The 21,422-nt window shown below is 63.2% G+C and carries 17 protein-coding genes and 1 pseudogene; 10 read left to right on the top strand and 8 right to left on the bottom strand.

Features of this window, described 5'->3' with window-relative positions:
• Window positions 1-74 precede the first annotated feature (74 nt).
• From SB4_RS07525 to SB4_RS07510, 4 genes are all read left to right on the top strand, one after another.
• A complete protein-coding gene (locus SB4_RS07525; protein WP_082670049.1) occupies window positions 75-2,123 on the top strand; it encodes a glycoside hydrolase family 31 protein in 2,049 nt (682 codons plus the stop codon).
• 65 nt (window positions 2,124-2,188) lie between these two features.
• Window positions 2,189-3,595, top strand: a complete 1,407-nt coding sequence (locus SB4_RS07520; RefSeq protein ID WP_241488528.1) for an MFS transporter — start codon at window positions 2,189-2,191, stop codon at window positions 3,593-3,595.
• A 23-nt stretch (window positions 3,596-3,618) separates the two neighbouring features.
• On the top strand, window positions 3,619-6,255 hold the full coding sequence (locus SB4_RS07515) for a carbohydrate-binding protein (RefSeq protein ID WP_058752079.1): 2,637 nt from the start codon (window positions 3,619-3,621) through the stop codon (window positions 6,253-6,255).
• Between the two features lie 156 nt (window positions 6,256-6,411).
• Window positions 6,412-10,011, top strand: a complete 3,600-nt coding sequence (locus tag SB4_RS07510) for a family 43 glycosylhydrolase (protein ID WP_082670047.1) — start codon at window positions 6,412-6,414, stop codon at window positions 10,009-10,011.
• Window positions 10,012-10,447: 436 nt separating this feature from the next.
• Here SB4_RS07510 and SB4_RS07505 read toward each other — a convergent pair whose 3' ends face one another.
• Window positions 10,448-10,798 carry a hypothetical protein gene (locus tag SB4_RS07505; protein WP_058752078.1) on the bottom strand — a complete coding sequence of 117 codons (351 nt, stop codon included), beginning with the start codon at window positions 10,796-10,798 and terminating at the stop codon, window positions 10,448-10,450.
• 1 nt (window position 10,799) lies between these two features.
• Window positions 10,800-11,264 (bottom strand): hypothetical protein, encoded by a 465-nt coding sequence (locus tag SB4_RS07500; RefSeq protein ID WP_058752077.1) that lies wholly within the window; start codon window positions 11,262-11,264, stop codon window positions 10,800-10,802.
• Between SB4_RS07500 and SB4_RS20600 the strand changes: the two genes are divergently transcribed.
• Complete coding sequence (locus SB4_RS20600; protein ID WP_420893885.1) at window positions 11,205-11,585, top strand: helix-turn-helix domain-containing protein; 381 nt, start codon at window positions 11,205-11,207, stop codon at window positions 11,583-11,585. The genes SB4_RS07500 and SB4_RS20600 overlap by 60 nt on opposite strands.
• On the opposite strand, the gene SB4_RS07490 is transcribed toward SB4_RS20600, so the two are convergent.
• The 3 genes from SB4_RS07490 to SB4_RS07480 form a co-directional block, all read right to left on the bottom strand.
• Window positions 11,578-12,996 carry a hypothetical protein gene (locus SB4_RS07490; protein WP_153006125.1) on the bottom strand — a complete coding sequence of 473 codons (1,419 nt, stop codon included), beginning with the start codon at window positions 12,994-12,996 and terminating at the stop codon, window positions 11,578-11,580. The genes SB4_RS20600 and SB4_RS07490 overlap by 8 nt on opposite strands.
• A 586-nt stretch (window positions 12,997-13,582) precedes the next feature.
• On the bottom strand, window positions 13,583-13,864 hold the full coding sequence (locus SB4_RS07485; protein ID WP_241488526.1) for a recombinase family protein: 282 nt from the start codon (window positions 13,862-13,864) through the stop codon (window positions 13,583-13,585).
• 40 nt (window positions 13,865-13,904) lie between these two features.
• Complete coding sequence (locus tag SB4_RS07480) at window positions 13,905-14,171, bottom strand: hypothetical protein (RefSeq protein ID WP_058752074.1); 267 nt, start codon at window positions 14,169-14,171, stop codon at window positions 13,905-13,907.
• 267 nt (window positions 14,172-14,438) lie between these two features.
• Between SB4_RS07480 and SB4_RS07475 the strand changes: the two genes are divergently transcribed.
• Window positions 14,439-15,695 (top strand): cysteine dioxygenase, encoded by a 1,257-nt coding sequence (locus SB4_RS07475; protein ID WP_058752073.1) that lies wholly within the window; start codon window positions 14,439-14,441, stop codon window positions 15,693-15,695.
• 103 nt (window positions 15,696-15,798) lie between these two features.
• On the opposite strand, the gene SB4_RS19525 is transcribed toward SB4_RS07475, so the two are convergent.
• Window positions 15,799-16,083: a hypothetical protein gene (locus tag SB4_RS19525; protein WP_153006124.1), complete on the bottom strand. Its 285-nt coding sequence runs from the start codon at window positions 16,081-16,083 to the stop codon at window positions 15,799-15,801.
• 13 nt (window positions 16,084-16,096) lie between these two features.
• On the opposite strand from SB4_RS19525, the gene SB4_RS18880 reads away from it, so the two are divergent.
• From SB4_RS18880 to SB4_RS07460, 3 genes are all read left to right on the top strand, one after another.
• Window positions 16,097-16,831, top strand: coding sequence for a phosphatase PAP2 family protein (locus SB4_RS18880; RefSeq protein ID WP_082670045.1), 735 nt, complete (start codon window positions 16,097-16,099; stop codon window positions 16,829-16,831).
• Window positions 16,832-16,915: 84 nt separating this feature from the next.
• A complete protein-coding gene (locus tag SB4_RS07465; RefSeq protein WP_058752071.1) occupies window positions 16,916-17,452 on the top strand; it encodes a hypothetical protein in 537 nt (178 codons plus the stop codon).
• Entirely contained in the window at window positions 17,452-17,934 is a 483-nt protein-coding gene (locus SB4_RS07460) for a DUF421 domain-containing protein (RefSeq protein ID WP_058752070.1), read from the top strand. Before SB4_RS07465 ends, SB4_RS07460 begins: the two co-directional genes overlap by 1 nt.
• Window positions 17,935-18,693: 759 nt before the next feature.
• Here the strand turns inward: SB4_RS07460 and SB4_RS20595 are convergent.
• Window positions 18,694-19,164, bottom strand: a complete 471-nt coding sequence (locus tag SB4_RS20595) for a J domain-containing protein (RefSeq protein WP_082670044.1) — start codon at window positions 19,162-19,164, stop codon at window positions 18,694-18,696.
• 238 nt (window positions 19,165-19,402) lie between these two features.
• Window positions 19,403-20,666: pseudogene (locus tag SB4_RS18865) on the bottom strand (IS3 family transposase).
• A gap of 174 nt (window positions 20,667-20,840) precedes the next feature.
• On the opposite strand from SB4_RS18865, the gene SB4_RS07440 reads away from it, so the two are divergent.
• A partial coding sequence (locus SB4_RS07440; protein ID WP_058752130.1) for a tyrosine-type recombinase/integrase occupies window positions 20,841-21,422 on the top strand: 582 nt, incomplete at its 3' end.

Genomic DNA, 21,422 nt, shown 5'->3' with positions numbered 1-21,422 from the left:
AGAGACCCGCAATGGGCCGACAACCCGTAAACGTTTACGGCCATCGCAGAATGGTACGGGGAGGATCGGAGCGCTTGGACACGCTTGTTCTGGAAGCACACGCGATATCGTGGCGTTATAATGGCGACTGGCTGCGGATCGAGGCGCATGGGCCGGACGGGCTGCGGCTGCGTGCCTCCCCCTTTCCCGATCGTGGCGCGACGCCGGGCGCGCTGTTGGACGCCGCCGGGACGAGCGAACCGGTCGTCACGCGCGATGGCGCGACCGCACGTATCACCCATGGCCGTATCACCGCCGAGGTCGACCTTCAGGGCCGAATCCGCTTCCTGAACCAGCGCGGCGAGCTGCTGCTCGAGGAAAAATGGCGGCAGCGCGACACGATCAGCCAATTCTGGACGGTCGGCACCAAGGACATCCGCACGATCAGCGCGCTGGGCCTGGCGGGGCGCGAGTTCAAGGTGCTGGACGGCGACGTGGCGCAGATCGCCGTCCGCTTCGAGGCCAAGGTAAACGAACGCCTCTATGGCATGGGCCAGTATCAACAGCCCCATCTCGACCTCGCCGGATGCCTTTTGGAGCTGGCGCAGCGCAATTCGCAGGCCAGCGTGCCCTTTGTCGTGTCGAGCCATGGTTATGGCTTTCTGTGGAACATGCCCGCCGTGGGCGAGGCGCATTTCGCCGCCAATGGCGCGACCTGGACCGCGCGGGCCGCGCACGAGATCGATTACTGGATCACCGCCGCCGACAGCCCGGCCGAGATCGTCCGCAATTACGCCCGCGTCACCGGCACCGTGCCGATGATGCCCGATTATGCGCTGGGCCTGTGGCAGAGCAAGCTGCGCTATCGCACGCAGGACGAGTTGCTGTCGGTCGCGCGCGACTGTCATGCGCGCGGCATTCCGCTGGCGGTGATCGTCGCCGATTTCTTCCATTGGCCGGTGCAGGGCGACTGGCGCTTCGACCCGCGTGAATGGCCCGATCCGGCGGCGATGACCGCCGAGCTGAAGGCGATGGGCACGCAGTTGCTCGTCTCGATCTGGCCGACGGTCGATCACCGCTCGGAAAACTATCCCGCGCTGGTCGAGAAGGGCTATCTGGTCCGGGCCAAGCGGGGGCTGGACGTGCAGCAGGAATTTCTGGGCAATACCCGCTTCATCGACGTGACCAACCCCGGCGCGCGGGCCTTCCTCTGGGATACGGTCAAGCGCAACTATCGCGACCAGGGCGTGACGCTGTTCTGGCTGGACGAGGCCGAGCCGGAATATAGCGCCTATGACTACGACAATTACCGGTATCATGCGGGCAGCGTGCTGGCGGTCGGCAATGCCTATCCTTTGCACTACACCCAGGCCTTTCACGAAGGGCTGAGCGCCGAGGGCGAGACCGAGATCGTCAGCCTGGTCCGCTGCGCCTGGGCGGGCAGCCAGCGCTACGGCGCGCTGGTCTGGTCGGGCGATATCCATTCCTCGTTCGAGGCGATGCGCAATCAGCTGAGCGCCGGACTGAATATGGGTATGGCCGGCATCCCGTGGTGGACGACCGACATCGGCGGTTTCCATGGCGGCGACGTCGGCGATCCCGCCTTTCACGAACTGATGATCCGCTGGTTCCAATGGGCGGTCTTCACCCCTGTGCTGCGGATGCATGGCCACCGCGATCCCATCACCCCGCCCGCCGAGCCATTCCGCGACGGCGTGGCGCAGTGCGATACGGGCGCGGGCAACGAGCTGTGGAGCTTCGGCGAGCGGGTGTACGAGGTGCTGCGCTGCTATGCCGCCTTGCGCGAGCGGCTGCGGCCCTATGTCGCATCGCTGATGCGGGCTGCGCATGAGCATGGCGATCCGCTGATGCGGCCGATGTTCTATGACTATCCCGACGATCCGCACTGCTGGACGGTGGACGATCAGTATATGTTCGGCCCCGACCTGCTGGTCGCACCGGTGACGGCGGCGGGCGTCGGCGAACGGTGCGTCTATCTGCCCGAGGGGGTATGGCTGGACGCCTGGACCAAAGAGCGGGTCGAGGGCGGTGGGCATGTCTGCTGCGCCGCGCCGGTCCACCGAATTCCCATCTTCATCCGCGACGGCGCGGCGGTGACGGCGGCGTTCGACAAGACGCGATAAACGACACGCATCGGGGATTTCAACGGAACCGTCAAAGGACGGACCGACGGAGGAGGCAGAAGGTCATGGCGGCATCGATGGCGAACGACGCCATAGCAGCGGATCACGGGCAACGGCGCGGTTCCCCTGCTCCGATCCCGCCTGCCTCCATCCCTTTTATCGAGAAGGTCTGTTACGGCTTCGGCGATGCGGGCGGCACGATCGTCACCGGGCTGATCGCCAATTTCCTGACCTTCTACTATACCGATGTCTTCGGCCTGGCGCCGGGTATCGTCGGCATATTGTTCCTGTCGCTGCGCATCTTCGATGCCGTATCCGATCCGCTGATCGGCATCATGGCGGACCGCACTTCCACCCGCTGGGGGCGGTTCCGCCCCTATCTGCTCTGGACCGCCATTCCGGTCGGCTTGAGCTGTTTCCTGACCTTCCAGGCGCCGGACTTCAGCTATGACGGCAAGGTCGCCTATGCCGCGATCACCTATTTCCTGCTCGCTTTGTCCTATTCGCTCAACAACGTGCCCTATTGCGCGCTGATCACCCGGATGACCGATAGCGAGCGCGAGGGCGTATCGTGCCAGTCGGTGCGCTTCGCGATGGTCGCGGTGGCGTCCTTCTGCGTATCGGTCGGGCTGCCCATCCTGGTGCGCCATCTGGGCGGCGCGGACATCGCGCGCGGCTATCGCGACGGCGTGGCGATCCTGAGCGCGGCGGCGGTCGTCATGTTCCTGATCTGCTTTCTGTTCGTGCGCGAGCGGGTGGCCGCCGCCGATTCCGCCGATGTGCCGCTGAGGGTCGCCATCGCCAACACGCTGAAGAACGACCAGCTGCGCTGGACTTTTCTGATGACGCTGCTGCTGATCGCGATCTTCAATACCAAGGGCGGCGCGGCGCTGTACTTCATCACCTATGTGCTGAAGGGCGATGCAACCTATCAAGCGCTGTTCTTCGGCACCGCGACCGCGGGCGGGTTCCTGGGCTCGATCCTGGTGCAGGCCTTCACCCGCCGGTTCGACGTGCGCAGCGTCTATATCTGGGTGAATCTGATCCTGGTCGCCGGACACGTCGCTGCCTTCTTCGTGCCGGGCGACTATCCGACCCTGTGGCTGGTGCTGGTCGGGCTGTGCTGCATCGTGCTGGGCTGCACCCTGCCGCTCCACTTCACCCTCATTCAGCTGGCCGACCAATATGGCGAGTGGAAGCTAGGCATGCGCTCCTCGGGCATGAGCTTTGCCTTCAACCAGTTCTTCGTGAAGCTGGCCTGGGCGGTGGCCGGTGCGCTGATCAGCGGGGTGCTGGTGCTGGTGTCTTACAAGGCGGGGGCGGGCAATCAGACGCCCCTGTCGCTCACCGGCATCCGCCTGTTGTCGACCATCATCCCAGGTTTGATGCACCTGGCACTGGCCTTTGCGATTTCCCGCCTGATCCTGAACCGCGCCACCATCGCGCGCATAACCGCCGAGCGCGGCGCATGACCCTTATCCCGGAACCCCGATCCATGACCCAAAAGCCCCGCCGTTCCGCCTCCGTCCTGATCGCCGCCCTGCTCGGCTCGGTTGCGGTGCCAGCACTTGCGCAAGAGACGATCACTGTCGATCTCGCCAGCGACACTGGCGCCTTTCATGGCGGTGCGTCGGGCACGCTCTATGGCCTGTACGACGCGCGGTTGCCGCACCCCAATCTGGTCGAGGGGATGGCCTTACGCACCGTCTCGACCAAGGCGCAGGACGGGCCGCAGCATCCCGGCGCCGACGCGCTGGAGGTTTCGACCCTGCTGACCGATGCGTCGGGCGGCGACACCTATATCTACATGACCGACATCAACCGCGAATTCCCCTATGACTGGAAGACCGGCGACTGCGCGCAGTCGGTCACGAACTATATCGAGAAGCTGCGCGCGCAGGTGCGGCAGGTGAAAGGCATGACGCCGCGCTATCGCGACCGGATCGTCTTCGTCCCCTATAACGAGCCCGACGGCAACATGTTCGCCGAAGGGCCCAAGAGCTGCAACAATATCCGGTGGCAGAAGGACCCGACCGCCTTCAACGACGCCTGGGACCGCGCGGTGCGGATGATCCGCCAGGAACTGCCCGGCGCGCGGATCGCCGGGCCGAATACCAGCATCCTCTATCCGGAGGTCGAGGGCTTCCTGCGCCACGCCATCGCCGCCGACACCATGCCCGACATCATCACCTGGCACGAACTCAGCAACCCGGCAACAGTGCGGACCAGCGTGCGCAAGTACCGCGAATGGGAGGACCGGCTGTTCAAGGGCACCCAGTGGCAGGGCCGCCACCTGCCGGTGAACATCAACGAATATGCCTATAACTACCACACCTCGGTCCCCGGCCAGATGGTGCAGTGGGTCGCGGCGATCGAGGATTCAAAGGTCGATGCCGACATCGCCTATTGGAATATCGACGGCAATCTGAGCGACTCCGCCGTCCAGGCCAATCGCGGCAACGGGCAATGGTGGCTGCTGAATCGCTATGCGACGATGAGCGGCCATACGCTGGCCGTCACCCCGCCGCATCCCGACCAGAGCTATACGCTGCAGGGCGTGGCGACGCTGGACCCGGCGCGCAGCCAGATGCGGATGCTGTTCGGTGGCGCATCGGGCGCGGCGACCGTCGCCCTCACCCATGTCCCCGCCAGCTTCGGCGGCACCGCCCGCGTGCGGGTGCGCGAGATCGGATGGACCGGCCAGCTGGGCGACAGCGCCCCGCCGGTCCTGGTCGGCGACCGGATCGTGCGGGTGAAGGATGACCAGGTCGCCCTCCCCTTCGGCCAGGACGGCTGGCCCGCGCTGCGCGAGGAAGCGGCCTATGAGTTGGTGCTCACTCCCGGCCAGGGCGTTCGGCCCGCCGCCGTGCCCCCTCGCTGGCGACAGGATTACGAGGCGGAGAAGGCGGCCCGGCGCGGCGACGGCCTGAGCGTGCGCGGGCCCGAAGGCTCGCCCGATCATGTCGACCGCTTCCACGTCTCGAACGGCTATCTGGTCGAGGGGTTCAGGACCGGCATCGACGCCGCGCTGGACTTCGCGGTCGAGGTGCCGCGCGCCGGGCGCTACGACCTGAGCGTGCTCGCCAGCACCTTCAACAAGGACCCGCTGGCCGAGGCGCAGGGGCCGACCAACGTCTATCTGCTGATCGACGGCAAAGCGGCGGGCGAGCTGTTCCTGCCGCTGGGCTACAAGCCCGCCGTGCTCGACCATGCGGATACCACCGTCTCGCTCACACGCGGCCGCCACGTCCTGACGCTCTCGACGCGAAGCCCGGACGGCCGGGGGCGGACGCAGGGCAATGCGATGGTCGACCGCATCACCCTGACCGCCGCCGATCCCGCCGCCACCCACGCGCGCTACGATGTCGCCGACGCGGTGCTGAAGGGCGGGTTCCGCTCCGGCGACGACGCGGTGACGCTGGCGAAGGACGGCAGCGCGACCTTCTGGGTCTATGCGGCCCAGGACGGCCTGGCGCGCCTTGCCCCCGACGCCAGCGGCGGCGCGGTGCGGATGGCGGTCAATGGCCGCGAGACGAAAGGCCATGCCTTCCTGCTCGGCGGGATCAACAAGGTGGTGGTGACCGCCGCCGCCGGATCGCCATCGCTGCGCGGCCTGTCGGTGACGCCCGACACCAGCCCCGCCCCACGCCATTACGAAGCGGAAGCCGCACAGGTCGCTGGCACCGCCCGCATCGGCGCGGCGTCGCTGGCCAGCGGCGGCCGCGCGGTGTTCGACATCGGTGGCGCGCCGGGCAACGGCAACACGCTGACCTTCTCCAGGGTCATGGCGGACCGTGCGGGCACCTATGCGTTGACCCTGCGCTATTCCAATCAGGAACAGGCCAAGGCGACGCATTACAATCCCGACCCGCTCGCCCGGATCGCGCGCATTGCAGTCAATGGCGGCGAACCGATACTGGTCAGTGCGCCGCACAGCTTCAACGCCAACAACTGGTGGGAGATGACGGTGCCCGTGACGCTGAAGGCGGGGGCCAACACCATCCGTATTGCGGGCGAGGAACAGCCCAACTGGGATGGCCGGACCTATGCGTCGCAGAGCTGGCCCGGCATCCTGCTCCGCTCGCGTTTCGCTCCCAATATCGACCGGATCACCATCACGCCCATGCCCTGACGGCTCGCCCGCAAAAGCAGGGCGCTAGGCCGTGGTCGGTCGCCAACGCCGCACTAGGGCCTGCAACTCCGCACTTGCGGCGAGACAAATGTCCGACATAACGTTCGACACGATCGGCGGCACCGAAGCCAGCCACGCCAATGGGAGAGAAGCCGGATGACGGCCACGCATTGTTTTCTGCGCATCCTGCCGCTGCCCATGGCGATCATTGCGCTAGGTGGCGCGGCCCCTGCCACAGACCCGCTGCGCGACCCGATTGCTGCGGCATTGCGTGACGAACTGTCGCTTGCCGGGCCGATCCGCGGCAGCCTGACCCTGCCCGACAGTACCGCCGAACTGCCCGCCCTGGCCGCGCGCCCGGACATGACCGGCGCGCGGATCACATGGCGCTCCTCAGATCCGAAGGTCATTTCCGCCACCGACAAACGCCACGGCAAAGACGTCGTTCGCAAGGGCTTCGTCTCGCGCGGGCGGACCGACCGCCGGGTCCGCCTGACCGCCACCGTCACCCTTCCCCACCGCCGCCCGATCGACGTGCCGCTGGACGTCACGGTGCTCGCCGCCCCCCCGGCCGCATCGCCGCCCTCCGCCTATGTCTTCGCCTATTTCACCGGCGACAGCGTCGAGGGCGAAAAAGTGCGCTTCGCCGTGTCCGACGGCAACAACGCCCTGCAGTGGAAGACGTTGAACGACGCCCAACCCATTCTCGAATCCACAGAAGGCACGCGCGGGCTGCGCGATCCCTTCATCATGCGCTCCGCCGAGGGCGACCGGTTCTTCCTGCTCGCCACCGACCTGTCGGCGGGCCGCACCGGCTGGGGCGGGTCGACCGACCAGGGCAGCCAGTATCTCGAAATCTGGGAGTCGACCGATCTGGTCCATTGGGGCCAGCAGCGTCATGTTCGGGTCAATTTGCCCAATGCGGGCATGACCTGGGCCCCCGAGGCCAGCTACGATCCCAGCATCGGCGCCTATGTCGTCTATTGGACTTCGACGCTCTACAAGGACGCCGCGCATAAGGTCTCGGACGGCAATGGCCCGCAAATCCTGAGCGCGATCACCCGTGACTTCCGCCACTTCACCCCGCCGACGCCCTGGTTCAAGTCCACCGATGTCCCCGGCGCGGTGAAGGACAAGGGGATGATCGACGCGACGGTCCTGAAGGACGGGGACCGCTATTACCGCTTCACCAAGATCACCGACACCGATGGCTGTCCGTCCGCCGATATCCTGGCCCAGGTCTCCCCCTCCCTTCGTGCGACCGGCGACTCGGGCGCTTGGCGGATCGTGGACCGCTGCATCGGCCGACGCGCCGGCACGCCCGAGGTAGAGGGGCCGACCCCGTTCCGCGCCAATCCCGGCGATGCCAGCGGCTTTCGCTATTTCCTGTGGGTCGATCATTATGGCGGGGTCGGATATATCCCGCTCGCCACCCAGTCGCTCGACGGCAAGATCAAGTGGACCATTCCACGCGGCTTCCACCTGCCCCGCTCGCCGCGCCATGGTACGGTGATGCCGATCACCGCGGCCGAGCGCGATGCGCTGGTCGCGCATTGGAACCCGGCCCCGTCCCAGGCCCAGGACGCCAGCCTCACCGATCGCTGGGTCGTGCCGCCGGTCCTGGCGTCGGGGACACGATTGCCCGTGCCCGATGGTCATGGCGTTCGCTGGCGCGCGGATGGCGGGGTCGTGAACGACGGCATCCTCACCAATCCCGACGGCAAGGAGCGCCTCGTCCATCTGGCGGGCACACTGACCCTGCCGGACGGCACGGCGCAGACCAAGCACTTCGCCGTGACGGTGCTGGGCACCGACGCGCGTCGCCTGCGCGCCTATAGCCGTACGCCCACCACGGCGGAGGCCGTGAACCAGCCGACGGTGGCCCGCAGCGTGCATCTGGCGCTAACCGATGCCAATGGCCGGTCCGGTCCGCTCAACGACGATCATGGCGTGCTGTTCGCAAAGGGCGACTCGATCGGCCTCGACCGGGTCGCCCTGCGCGGGGTGGCCGATCCGTCGCTCTTCCATTTCGCCGATGGCGCACTGGGCGTCATCGCCACGCGCGTCGACATGGCAGGCAAGCCCGACCCCGATGCGACCGCGACCCTGATCTTCCGCAGCGATCCCCGGCGGCCCGCCGACTTCACCGAACTCGGCACCCTCGACCTGGGCCCTGCCAACGGCGTGACAAGACCCCGGGCTGTCTGGGATTCGGCCGCCCGGCGCTACCTTGTGTCATGGACCGACCGCACCGGCCAGTCGCGCTGGACGACCGTGACCGATCTGGCGCGGACGGAAGAGCATGACACGCCTTATGGCAGCCGCCGCTCGACCATCGTCTCTGTGGGCAATGTCGGCGCGGTGCGCACGGGGGCCATCGCCACCACCGATGGCGACATGCTCGCGATCGCGCCGACCACCGCGACCGCGCTCGCCAACCGTTTCGGCCGAATCGTCAACGTCACGGCCCAGGTCGCGCCGCAGACCGTCACCCGCCGCCAGCGCGCCACCCTGAAGGCCGTGCGCGCCACGCTGGGCTATTCGGACGGCTCGACCGCCACCCGCGCCGTCGACTGGGACGCCGCCGATCTTGCCAAGCTCGACCGCCCTGGCCGCTATCTGGTCCATGGCACGGTCCGCCAGCGCCGCTATCCGGCGATCCTGGCCTATAACCGCGCCGATCCCGACATCTATCGCTGGGAACATGATGGCCGCGTCCGTTATCTCTTCACCGCGACCGACGACACGAACAACGACAATGTCGGTTCCACGCATCTGCCGCTCCGCATCGCCGACCGGATCGAGGACCTGGCCGACGACAAGGGCGGCCGCCCGCGCGAGATCGACGTGCTCAACCGTCGCACGCGCCGCGACCGGACCAGCGAGGGGCGCGTGATCGCAGGCTGTTACTGGGCCCCGGAAATCCATGAGATCGGCGGTCGGCTGTCGATCCTCTTCGCGCCCTGCTTCAACCCCAAGGACGACCAGTCGAGCGAGGGCGGCCTGTGGTCGCGCGTCCAATCGCACATCATCCAACTACGCAAGGGCGGCGATCCGGCCAATCCCGCCGACTGGTCGCCCCCGTCCGCCATCCTCAAGGCCGACGGCACGCCGCTCGGCCGCGTTGGAATGCCCAATATCAGCCTGGACATGACCTATTTCACGATCGGCGGTCAGGGCTATTACGCCTGGTCTCAGCGCTATATCCCGACGTCCGGCCCGCTGGGCGATCCGCTGACCTGGATCGCGAAGGTCGATCCTGCGCACCCGACACGGCTGATCGGGGACCCCGCCCCGATCATCGTGCCCGAGACATCGGTCGAAGAGAATTTGGCCGAGGGCGGCTTTGCGCTCACCCATGACGGCCAGGTGACGCTCGTCTATTCCAGTTCCGGGGTCAGCCCCACCTATGTCGTCAACGGCATCTCCGCCCCTCTGAACGCCGACCTGACGCGGAAGGACGCGTGGCGCAAATGGTCCGCACCGCTCCAGAAGAGCGTGCCGATGCCCGCCGGCACCATCGACTATCGCCGGTACGAGCAGGGACCCGGCCACGGCGCCTTCACCACCGATGAGGACGGCAACCCGCTCTATGTCTATCACAGCTGGGGCAACGGCGTCGGCGGCGACGGACGCGACGCCCGCGTACGCCGCATCCACTGGGCAGCCGACGGCCGCCCCCTGCTCGACATGAGCCAGGACGAGGAGGTCGCCCCCGCCAACCGCCGCGTCACGATGGCGGTGACGGTCCGCTGATCCGGCAAGGGCGCTGACCCGCCAAATCTCTTCCCGCGACCGCCGCGCGTCGGTGGTCGCGGGAGTGTGGGATTCTGGTCGAATGGGATGCCATGCCGATGGCCATCCGGGCGTCAGTGCACGGACACGCAAGGTCCAGAACACTGGCTCATCTCATGCTGTCAGGTAAATGGCGGAGAGGGAGGGACACTCAACATTTTCCTAAATATCATTGGTTATCAATATATTGGGCGGTGGCGCAGGAGGCCGATTGTAGGACTTTTTGTAGCAACACACCGCAACGACATTTGCGTAGTCGGGCACTTCGCATGACTGCTGGCCTTCTGTCTTATCTACGATCCTCACACCGCCAGATTGAAAGCTAACAGGGGCAAAAGGTCGGGTTGCCGCCTTAACCTTATACGATGTTCATGGTGAGGATCGTTGATAGATCGGTCTACAGGCAGCCTTTAACGCGAGGAACGATGCCGCCCTTACTTCCACCACCGCCCCATAGCGTGACGTCCGTACCGCCTCCATTCCGGGGCGACAGTCTTGCAAGCGTGAACTGCGTTTTGACGTAGACTGAACCGCCAGCCGGGAAGGCCCCGGCGTTCATGTCATGATGCCAAAGCGCGCTGACGACACAGAGGGTCAGTTCATCCGGGGTTTTCGTCGAGGTGCCTGCCCAAAACGGCTGCTCCCGCATGATCGCGAGAAGCCCCTCTTTGTTCGGATCAATCGGCGGCGCGTCGTACTTCGAGGCAGACTGCGATGCCAACGCGGCGGCTAAGAGGATGGCAATCATGTTAGAGGCCCGCCCCCGCCCGTGAGACCAGCGGCGCGTACTGCAACTCGCAGAAGCTGTCGCCGTCCAAGATGATGACGATCCGATTGTTGGACGGCTTATCGGCCCACATCAGTCGTTCGACCGAACCGGGATCGCGCTCCACCGGCTCTCCGTATTTCGCCAAGAGATCGCGCCGCAGATCGAGGCACCGTCGCTCACCCGTAGGTGATAGCGTGACCTTTTGGAGGCCGCTGGCGTCGAACCAGAAGCTCGCGCGAAATGCGCGATCACCCGCGCTGTAATCCGCTTCTACATCGCGGGTGGTGTCACCCTGCACGGACTTGTCGCCCGCCGCCGCCTTCGCTTTGCCATTACCAGCCGCGATCACCTGTGCAGGTGTCATTCCCCACTTGGCATACTGCCAATGGGCCTGTGCGGGCGTCGCAGCCAGCAGCGCCACACCGGCGATAATCAGGTTTCGCATAGTTCCTCCCAACAAAGCAGTTGTATCCTATGGTCTACAGAGCATTCGGTTGCTAGCAACAACTATGTAGACTATCGGCTGTCGTTCTATCGGAGACATTGTGGTCCATCATCGTCGATGGACATCAGGGAGCGATTTGGCCGGAACGTGAGGTCGCTGCGCGAGGCAGCGGCTATCTCACAGGACGAGTTTGCGGATACGGTCGGCGTTCACCGGACCTATATGAGCGGGATAGAGCGCGGAAAGCGTGCGCCTACGATCATCGTCGTCGAGAAGCTGGCACTCGCGTTGAAGGTCGATCCGGGCGTTCTGTTTAAATAGCGCGGGTCATGTCTGCACCGGATTGACCCGATATGCCCATTAGCATCCGTTCACGCAGGGACCGATAAACGCCGACCAGCCTATACCGAGCGATCTGGGATGGGCTGTATCTGTGACGTATCCGCCCTTTCTCGATCACGCCTGCCCGCTCCAGATAACGGATGGCAGCTATACTGATCTGAGGGTTGATCCCTATCGCCAATCCACCATCGACCAACAGCCTTTCCGTCAGCAAGTCGAACAGCTCTGCCGACCCATTCGCTGCGCGAAAGATGGCCCGCATGACATAGGCGAAATCGCCGATGCTAGGCAGGTCCGGTTCATCGAAAAACTCGAAGAGGTCGGTCCATCGGATTAGCCGGGCAGCATCTTGGCGCTCGACGCTCAGCAAAATGTTGACCAAACGCGCCATGTGCGGGGGGCAGCTTGCACCGCTATTTCCAATCGCATCCGACCCGTAGCGACCTCGCCGCTGACGGCGCACCTCAAAACGGATGCGGGAAGGCGTCTTGGCATAGACTGATAGAGTATGCCGACCATCAACCGTTGATGAGATCGCGGCGGTCAACGCCAGTCGATCACCATCTCGTTCCAGACTGGGCTGCTCCTGATATGCCGGGTACAGCGTAACACGCGAAGCGGTGTCCGCGTCGAGTATGGACACAGCGGCTCCCCTGACAGCGGGTATAGCGTTCCGGTGGAACCTCTCGAAATAGGTTTCGATCTGCGGAACTGCGATTTGCCCCCAACTCAGTCGGATTTCGCCGTCCGGCGATGCGATAACTTGATCGCTTCCGTCGAACCCGAACCCACCGTCGTATTCCGACAGCGTTCGGCTTAGCAGGATTTGCAACTGCGCGATGTAAGTGGGAATGAACGTGGCAAACGGATCATCACCAAGGAGGCTGTGGACAGGAGGACGATCCGGCAAATAGTTGTCTGAGCCATCGAGGCTGCGCGGGATGCCGGATGGTTCGACCGCGACGCCGAAGAAAGTCAGGACATCCATTGAGAATATCCGCGCCCGAAAATCCTCCTGATCGCCAAACCTCGCGATCAACGACGCGAGGGTGCGCGTGGGGTTCGCTGACAGCTCAGCGATGATTGCTCCCTCCGTCTCGCTGCAACGCGTTGCCGAAATCTTCAAGGACAACGTCAGCAAGGAGGGTTGGACAGTCTCGACAGTGACACCGCTCCTATTCGCATCGTGATTGCGTAGCCACGGCAGTGCAGGGTCGGACAACCGGGTAGCGAAAAAGGCGCGTCCATCGGCCAGCGTCGTGCGCCACTGTCCTGTCAGTCTCAGTTGCAGCTTGTCGATGCCCCATTCGCGCGTCTGTGGCGGGAAGTTCCGGTCGAAGCCGGGCAGTGAAGATGCGCGATCACGTTGCCTTGCCCTTACGATCTTCACCGCTGGTGGTCGCAATCGGATATCCTTCCTGCCGTTAAGTGCTCGCGCCCCACAATAGTAAGGGCATCGTCGCCGACGCCACCCGCGAAATCACGGGCGCTCACGCATGGGCGTGACAGCGAGATCATGCACCCACGTTTTTGCGCCAAGCTCACGCAGAAAGCGTTGCCAATAGTCCGGGCGGCGGAAGCGGATGTGTACCGCATAATGGCACCGTCGACAGATTGGGTACGCGGACAGGGGAGCCGTGTAGTCCTCAAGGTGCCATTGGTGGGACAACCCCAGGCCAGCAAGGCACACCGAACAGGACGAGGCAGGACACAACCTGCCCTCGGCCAACGCATGACGGATCGCGCGGCCACCAGCGCGACGTTCGGCAGCGGTGAAGCCATTATAGCTGTTCCCGCTCATCGGTTTAGAGCGGCGGCGGCGATGTGACGCGTCAGACTACGGGTATCCGTTCGCAAACGTGCGACCAACGGCACCACCTCATCCGGCGACAGCTCGGGAACCTGTCCCTCAACTGCAACCGCGTGCATGTCCTCCAGCGCGGCGGTGATAGCCGAGAAGGCAACGGCAGCTCGGTTCACGCTGCCGCTCCCGACTGATTGGCAAGGATGCGGTAGACCGATGCTCGGGAAATGGAGAGCTTGGCCGCAATGGCGCTCGCGCCTACTCCTGTCTGTGCGAGAGCGCGGACGTCTTGGGCCTTGGCCCGCGGGGTCGGTGCCCGACCTCGATAGCGCCCCTCACCCTTGGCTTTGGCGATGCCCTCGCGCTGCCGGGCCAACATGATACTCCTCTCGAACTCCGCGACGGCGGCGAACATCGTCAGCAGCATCCTGCCGCTCGGTGATTTCGTGTCCATTTCCGAACCGCCAAAATCGAGAACGCGAAGCGCGACCCCTTTACGCTCTAACGCTGGAAAAGCGCATCCAGGCCTCCAGCCGTTCATGCGCGAAGATGCCGACGCGCCACGCCTCGGGTATGTCGTCGTGACGCTCCAGCCAGCCATGCGCTACGCCGTGCAACTTGCGGAAGACGGCGCGTTGGGCGGGGGGCGGGTTCAGCTTGGTATCGCGTGCCTGCCCGATATCGACGAACATTTCGGTCAACCGCTCGGTAGCCTGATCCGGCTTATCGAAACATTTCGGAGTCGGAAGTTCCTTATTCATGTTCGATTCCCCCACCCTGCTGCCTTGCCAGACAGACTGACCGCGAATGATATTCCGGGCAATAGCGGCTGGGACGAAATCTTTCTTATGCGATCGTTTTATATCCAAAGTGGATGCTATATTTACAAAAGCATAATCCACCCGAAATATTGGACATACCGGTCCGACAACGGACACGATCGATTATTATATTGACCCGGCGCAACCTCGCGCTGATCCTGAGATATACGAAGGATGATCGGTCATCCACCCGGGGGGAGCGCCACGATGAGCCATGCGGAAGAGAATTTCCTGAGCGTACCCGCTCATCTGGTGCTGACCCCCGAGGATCAGGACGGGAAGTTCGAGGATTTCATCCGCCTGCCCGTATTAGGCCAGGGGACGGTTGGCTTCATGATCGCCGAAAAGGCGCCGTTCAGCGTCAGTATCCAGAACAAATGCTGGGGCCGGCCCGCGCTGCGCTGGGATGTCGATTTCAACGGGGTCACGCTGCATGAGCGGATCGACGGCGAATGGCATCAGCGGCCGGTCACGCCGCAGGTCGAGCTGGAACCCGACCTGACCCTGGGGCTCGATCCCGATCCGCGCTGCCCCTATTGGTTCAGCTTCGACCATAACAATCGCCGCCTGCGCTATGGCAAGGGCGAGATGCGCCTCGGCTGCATGATCGCCGAATATCAGCTGGCGGGCAGACCGTCCGACGACGAAGAGGACCCCTATGCCTGGCTGCGCGAGGCGCGCCGGGTCGAGGTGACGGCGTCGATCCGCGATTCCGTCGACATCTGGCGCGATCCGGTGGTCGCCGACGTGCCGATGAAGGTCGTCGTGCATGACCGCATGACGATGGATATGATGGCGCAAGGCCAGGCCACCGTGCCGGGCAATCTGACGCCGACCTGCCGCCAGCTCTACGACAATGTCGCGGGCGAGATGTTCCGGCTCGACACGCCCGACTTTCCCGAATTCGCCCAGGCGATCAAGGAGAGCATCGCCGATCCGAATGGCTGGTGCCACGGGACGCTGGCGCGCAAGGCGGAGGAGTTCGGCGCGCCCGATCCCGACAAAACCTATCTGCGCATCACGCTCGGGCAGAATCAGGGCGATTCACCCGGCGTGCCCTTCGTCATGGAGATCTGGCCGGTCGGCCATTACTCGCCCATCCACAATCATGGCGGCGCGGAGGCGGTGATCAAGGTGCTGCACGGCGAGATCAATGTTGATCTCTACCGTATGCTATCGCCCTATCATCAGGCCCCCTTCGCGACCGCCGTCTTCGAAAAAGACGATGTCGCGTGGATCTCGTCACGCCTGAATCAGGTACACAAGCTGATCAATCGGGGGACGGAAGAACCGTGCATCACGATCCAATGCTATCTCTATGCCGAGACCAACGAAGTCCACTGGCCCTATTTCGATTATCTGGCCAAGGCCAAGATCGCCAATTTCGATCCCAATTCCGACGACGACTATGTGTCCTTCAAAGCGCGCATGAAGGACGAATGGCAAAGGCGGCATTCGAGTTGAGATGGATCTAAGCACGCCATGGTCATGACAATGGGTCAAGCATGAAAGACCCAGAAGCGAACATCCGCAGACGATTGAAAGCTCCTCAATTTTAGAATTTTGTTCATCGGCATAGGCTGATCACGCGTCCCTGCTTGAACGGCAAAAGCTGGGAAATAACCACCGCTCGGGCGATGCAACTTGAATGTCCGCCGTCGCCATAACCCGACGCTCGCGAGCCAAAACTTTTACCACCATGGAATGAGAAAGTCTGGTCCACGATGGAGCGACGATTGGCATGGGCATAGGCATATTTTACAAGTTCATGGGCGGCATGCCGACCAGGCAGAAGCCATTCAATAAACAGTGCATCCCTACGTCGCCTGAAGGAGCCAAAGGATTGATCCATCTGTTGAGCGCCTATGGATGGGGATCGCAAACCTACCGCTGTCGAGCGGGCTGACCACAAAATCACCTCCGAGGTGAATGATGAGCGCAATAGCTGGCCAGTGCGGCTGATCGGTGCCGTCAGCGAGATCGGCGATCAGCCACAGATGCGGATCATCTGCGCCGCCACAGTCGCGGTCGGTATCGCCCGACGGGATCTGCACCTCACCAGCACCGGCTTTAGGATGCTGGCGGCTCACACGCTTGCCACCTGGGCCAAGAGCGGGATCAAGGCCGTGGTCAACCGCAGGCGACCCAAAGACGGTGATGATCCACGGGTGCGGGAAGGCGATAGCGACCGCCACGAGGATAATTCGTTCCCGTCTGGCCACAGCGCTGGTGCCGTCGCGGTTGGAGAGGCGATCGCGCGAGCATATCCTGATCATGCCGTCGCTGCCCGTGGTGCGGCACTGTCAGTGTCCGTCGTACAAGTGCCGCGCGGAACTCATTATGCCGGCGATGTCCTGGCCGGGATCGCCATTGGCCTGGTCGCTGAACGCGTGAGCAATGCGGCCATCGATTCCGCGGTTCAATGGGCCCGGTGTCGCTTAGCAAAACGGCAGCGTGGCATCAGCGATGACGACGCGACGCCAGTCATCCGTCGTGCAGTGACGCTGTCGCCGCCTCGCATCCAGCAAAATGGCGTGGACGTGGGATCGTCCCAACCGGCACCTTATTCACCTGAGTTTATTGCATTAGCTCACCCATGAGGCCCTTATGCCTCATGAAGGGATTGACCCGAGGATCGAACGATATGACGTTGTGCCTACACGTCTGCGGGACAAAATGGCTTGATGGCGCAGCTGGGTAACACTGACCTGCCTGACGGCATCGACAAGAGCCATCTGGCACCCGTGCGAGGGCTTCGAGCACACGCCAGCCTACTCGCATTCATCGTGCTAGGCGCCACTATGGCGGTTGCGGCAACTGGGCTGCTTGGCGGCGCGCCTGCGCCCGTAACGTCTGTTTCTGCTCCCGCCGCTTCATTGGAGTTGAAGGTCGCTCGGCCGCTGCGCAGCGGCTTATTTTTTGAGACCCACATCCGCGTGACTGCCCGACGAGCGATTGCCAAGCCGGTCATCGGCGTGGACGCATCCCTGTGGCGCGATCTAACGATCAATAGCCAAGTGCCAGCCCCCGCGAACGAGAGCTTCAAGGACGGGCAGTATCGCTTTGAGTACGGCCCCTTGGAGGCGGGGGAGACGTTGGAGGTCAAAATAGACGGCCAGACAAACCCACCACTGATCGGGCGCGTAGCAGGAAACGTCACGCTTCTGGATGACGACACCCCCCTGACCAAAGCTCATGTCTCCATCCCGGTCTTGCCATAATGGACATCGTCCTACGCGCTTCCGTTACATTCGCGGCGCTCTACCTGTTGCTGCGGCTGCTGGGGAAACGCGAGATCGGCCAGCTGACGCCATTCGAATTGGTAGTTATCGTGGTGATGGGCGACTTGGTCCAGCAAGGTGTCACTCACAACGACTTCAGCCTGACCGGTTCGATCCTGGCTATCGCCACGTTCGCCTTCTGGGCGCTTGTGATGAGCTGGGCGACCTATCTTTCGCCTCGGCTTGAGACGCTGCTGGACGGCCGGCCGCAGGTCATCATTCGGGATGGCCAACTAATCGAAGCGAATCTCCGCCGCGACCGCATCACGCGCGCAGAGGTCGAAGCCGAGATGCGCCTAGCGGGCATCGCCCACATGAATCAGGTCGCCTGGGCTATCCTGGAGACGCAGGGCAAGATCAGTTTTATCCGCAAGGATGGTGGCGAGGTGAAGCCCGACGACGACGACGCTGCTACTGCATAACGCGATGCACGCCGCCACGACGGCGGCAACCCCAAGTCGGGTAATTCGTTCGGCCGGGGTGTAGGAGAAGACCGATCACCCATGCCAGCAACGTCGTCTATTGCGACGGACCGAACAGCCCCCACGCTTTCGACATCATCCCGCTTCAGCCGCGAAACGGGACCTTGGATGCAAAATGCCCGATTTGCCGAGGGTACGGGCAATGGAACACTGAGATTGATCTAGTCAGCTTCCGGTGCAAGCGGGCAATCTGCGATTATTGCCATGGGGCTGGGTGGATCGAAACCGGCAACGACCCGGTAGGGCATGCCGACATCACCATGTCACCGGAAGGTTATCCGCAATGGGTGATCGCATATGAGCCGCACCAACATCCTGATCGGCCTGTCTCAGATCCAGCAGCCCCGCTATCGCCCAACTAGATCGATCGCTAGGCTGTCGAAGGGGGCTCCCGAGGCGGACGACGAGACGTATCGACGCTTAGACATCTTTAAAAAATGGATCAGTCTGATTCTCAAAGCCATATCGCCTAAATGGCGTCACGAGTGTGCCCAAGTTTAGGCGAAAGTAGAACGATTGGAGTTGGGCTCAAGCTGCCGCCCTGGCCTACCTTTACACAAACCCAGGATCAGACATCCGCAAGCTTTTTCCACTGTCCAACTCTGGCAACTTGTTCATCACCGCGTCGTGGACACGTTAGGAAGCGAGCTGTGCAAATCCGATCTTCATGCTTAACGAGCTGCGGACGGCTTTGGCGGACTATGGTGCGCGGTGAACTGTCACGCTATGTCGAACCGTAGATGCCGAACCGGGCTCCTCGTAATATAGAACAAGGATGGTAGCTAACGGGGCCGCAGTGAGGACTAATAGAAAAAGGCCGACCAGCCAGTCGTTGGTGTCTAGCGGCTTCGAGAAACTACCGCTGGGCGGCATGGACGGGTTAGGTCGCATAGGGCGCCTGCCGGCTTTCCTCGTATGAACCGGGCGATCCCCGCTAGATTGATGAGCGGACGGCTTGAAATGCAAGCGATCGTAGGCGGCGCGCGCTTCCTTCTTGCCTAAAACGGCATACGCCTCATTGATCTCCTTAGCGCGAGCAGAAACATCCACACCATGATTGGCATCGGGATGATATTGACGGAGCAGCGCCTTCCACGCTGAATGTATGGTGTCACGACTTGCCGTCGAGGGCACCCCGAGAACGGCGTAATAGTCGGGTGATAAAGCCATCCGGTTGTCACCTGTCTCTAGAACGTAGAACGAACCTCCACCTGGCAGGTGATCACAATCGAACCTTTACGGCGATCCGAAGAGCAAATTTTGGCGTCAACCATCCGATGGCTACCATTTCTATACGCAAGTTCGGTGTTTCGACAAAGCCTCAATCGCCTCCGATACCAATCCTTAGAAAGTGACATAGGCCAGCACCTTTGCAGCCAACAATATCGGACGATCCTGTCGTTGCCCCCTAAATGCCTGACGGGGCCTCGCGGGTTTGCATGATGTACTCGCGGGGCGAGCGGTAGCCCAGCGCCTTGTGGGGGTGGACCTCGTTGTAGTGGGTCAGCCAGGCGGGCAGCTGCTCGATGACGGTGCGCGCGTCGGGCGTCGGGTTCACGCGGACGTAGTCGCGCTTAAGCGTTCGGACGAAGGCTTCTGCCATGCCGTTTGACTGCGGGCTGCTAACTGGAGTGGTGCGCGGGACGAGACCGATGTCGCGGGCGAAGCGCCTGGTATCGCCAGCGACATAGGGGCTGCCGTTGTCGGTGAGCCACTCGATCGGTTCGGCCAGGCGGTTCACGGGGCCGAAGCGGTGCTCGACGGCGGCAACCATCAGGTCGCGAACGTCCTCGGCGGTGATGCCGCCGGTGGTGGCAACGTGCCCCATGGCTTCCCGGTCGCAGCAGTCGAGCGCGAAGGCGACGCGTACCTTCTCGCCGTTGTCGCAGCCGATCTCCAGTGCATCGGAGCACCAGCGGGTGTTGCGCCGGTCGACGGAGACCCGGCCATCATGGCGCCGCTCCTCGCCCTTGCCGCTGTGGGGCTGGAGGAGCAGGCCGTGAACCTTCATGACGCGGTAGACGCGCTTTGGATTGGGGCTTTCGCGCCCGGTCTGCCGGGCCTGGCGGCGCAGCAGGGCATGCACGCGGCGATAGCCATAGAGCCTGCCCCGGCGCAGGCCGGGGTCGGCAGATCGGCAACGAGCATCCTGATATCGGCGACCGGCTCGGCGTCGGGTAGCGGCGGTCGCCCTCGCAGCTTGGGCGGTGGTCGGTTGTGCATGGCGGAGAGATGCTGGCGGCTGATGCCGATGGCGTCGGCGACCGCGGTCACTGACCGTCCCCCGGCAACGAGGTCGAGCGCAACAGCAGTTTTTTTGGGCCTGTGGCCTGGGACATGGCCTCGCGCAGGATCTCCGCTTCCATCGTCTTCTTGCTGAGCAGGCGTTGAAGCTCATTCACCTGGGCCTGCAGCGCCCGGTACTCGGACGCGGGCACCACCTCCTCGCCGGCACCCGCTGCGGTCAGCGCACCCTGTGCCATCAGCCTGCGCCAGGTAAACAGCTGCCCGGCGCCGATGCCGTGCCGGCGTGCCACCAGCGACACGCTCATGCCCGGCAGGTAAGTCTCCTCTACGATCCGGACCTTCTCCTCCGGGGTCCAGCGCCTCCGGCGCTGAACCCCGGAGAGAACCTCGCCGTCGTTGTAACGCCTGGTCGTATGCTCAGTCATATGCCTCACTCTTATCTTAGAGCGAGACCCTGTCAGGTCATTTAGGGGGCCATCTCAAATATCGGACGATCCTTAATGTGTCTGGATGACAGGGCATCCACCACGTTTGCAAACCGCGCATTTACTGCGGTCGATTATGATGTTGGCACCGACTCGGCGCAATGGAGAAAGGCGATGGGTCACTCGGCAATGGACGCCGCCTTCCACGAACTTCGCCCTTGGAATGAGGGCCGATTGGTTGGTGCCAAGCGGGCGCTTAAACAGCAGCAAGTTTGGGCCATTCGCTTTTGGCTTGATCAACACCGGCGATTACGTGATCGAGCGCTGTTCGACCTTGCAATTGACAGCAAATTACGCGGCTGCGATGTGGTCAAAGTTCGCATCGGCGATCTGGTTTCGGGCGGGCGTGTGCGGGATCGCGCCATCATCGTACAGCAGAAGAACAAGCGTCCTGTTCAGTTCGAACTCATGGATACGGCCCGTAAAACAATACGCGCTTGGCTTGAACGGCGCGGTGGGACACTGAACGACTTCGTCTTCCCGAGCCGCAACGACTACATGGCCCACATGAGCACCCGCCAATATGCCCGTCTTGTACGGGAATGGGTGATTGGCATCGGCCTGCCCCCGCAGGATTATGGGACGCACTCGCTTCGGCGAACGAAGGCCTCAATTATTTACAAGGCGACCGGCAATCTCCGCGCCGTTCAGATTCTCCTTGGTCACGCAAAGATTGATAGGGCTGAGACTCAATCA

Source organism: Sphingomonas sanguinis, assembly GCF_001476905.1.
Taxonomy (GTDB): domain Bacteria; phylum Pseudomonadota; class Alphaproteobacteria; order Sphingomonadales; family Sphingomonadaceae; genus Sphingomonas; species Sphingomonas sanguinis_B.
Note: the sequence above shows the minus strand (reverse complement) of the source record. Positions and strands in the feature narration are given on the sequence as shown.

Excerpts from the sequence above, each read along its gene's own strand:
- SB4_RS07520 (WP_241488528.1), top strand. The coding sequence starts at position 2,189 with ATGGCGGCATCGATGGCGAACGACGCCATAGCAGCGGATCACGGGCAA.
- SB4_RS07515 (WP_058752079.1), top strand. The coding sequence starts at position 3,619 with ATGACCCAAAAGCCCCGCCGTTCCGCCTCCGTCCTGATCGCCGCCCTG.
- SB4_RS07510 (WP_082670047.1), top strand. The coding sequence starts at position 6,412 with ATGACGGCCACGCATTGTTTTCTGCGCATCCTGCCGCTGCCCATGGCG.
- SB4_RS07505 (WP_058752078.1), bottom strand. The coding sequence starts at position 10,798 with ATGATTGCCATCCTCTTAGCCGCCGCGTTGGCATCGCAGTCTGCCTCG.
- SB4_RS20600 (WP_420893885.1), top strand. The coding sequence starts at position 11,205 with ATGGGCCTGTGCGGGCGTCGCAGCCAGCAGCGCCACACCGGCGATAAT.
- SB4_RS07500 (WP_058752077.1), bottom strand. The coding sequence starts at position 11,264 with ATGCGAAACCTGATTATCGCCGGTGTGGCGCTGCTGGCTGCGACGCCC.
- SB4_RS07485 (WP_241488526.1), bottom strand. The coding sequence starts at position 13,864 with ATGGACACGAAATCACCGAGCGGCAGGATGCTGCTGACGATGTTCGCC.
- SB4_RS07480 (WP_058752074.1), bottom strand. The coding sequence starts at position 14,171 with ATGAATAAGGAACTTCCGACTCCGAAATGTTTCGATAAGCCGGATCAG.
- SB4_RS07475 (WP_058752073.1), top strand. The coding sequence starts at position 14,439 with ATGAGCCATGCGGAAGAGAATTTCCTGAGCGTACCCGCTCATCTGGTG.
- SB4_RS19525 (WP_153006124.1), bottom strand. The coding sequence starts at position 16,083 with ATGGATCAATCCTTTGGCTCCTTCAGGCGACGTAGGGATGCACTGTTT.
- SB4_RS18880 (WP_082670045.1), top strand. The coding sequence starts at position 16,097 with ATGGATGGGGATCGCAAACCTACCGCTGTCGAGCGGGCTGACCACAAA.
- SB4_RS07465 (WP_058752071.1), top strand. The coding sequence starts at position 16,916 with ATGGCGCAGCTGGGTAACACTGACCTGCCTGACGGCATCGACAAGAGC.
- SB4_RS07460 (WP_058752070.1), top strand. The coding sequence starts at position 17,452 with ATGGACATCGTCCTACGCGCTTCCGTTACATTCGCGGCGCTCTACCTG.
- SB4_RS20595 (WP_082670044.1), bottom strand. The coding sequence starts at position 19,164 with ATGGCTTTATCACCCGACTATTACGCCGTTCTCGGGGTGCCCTCGACG.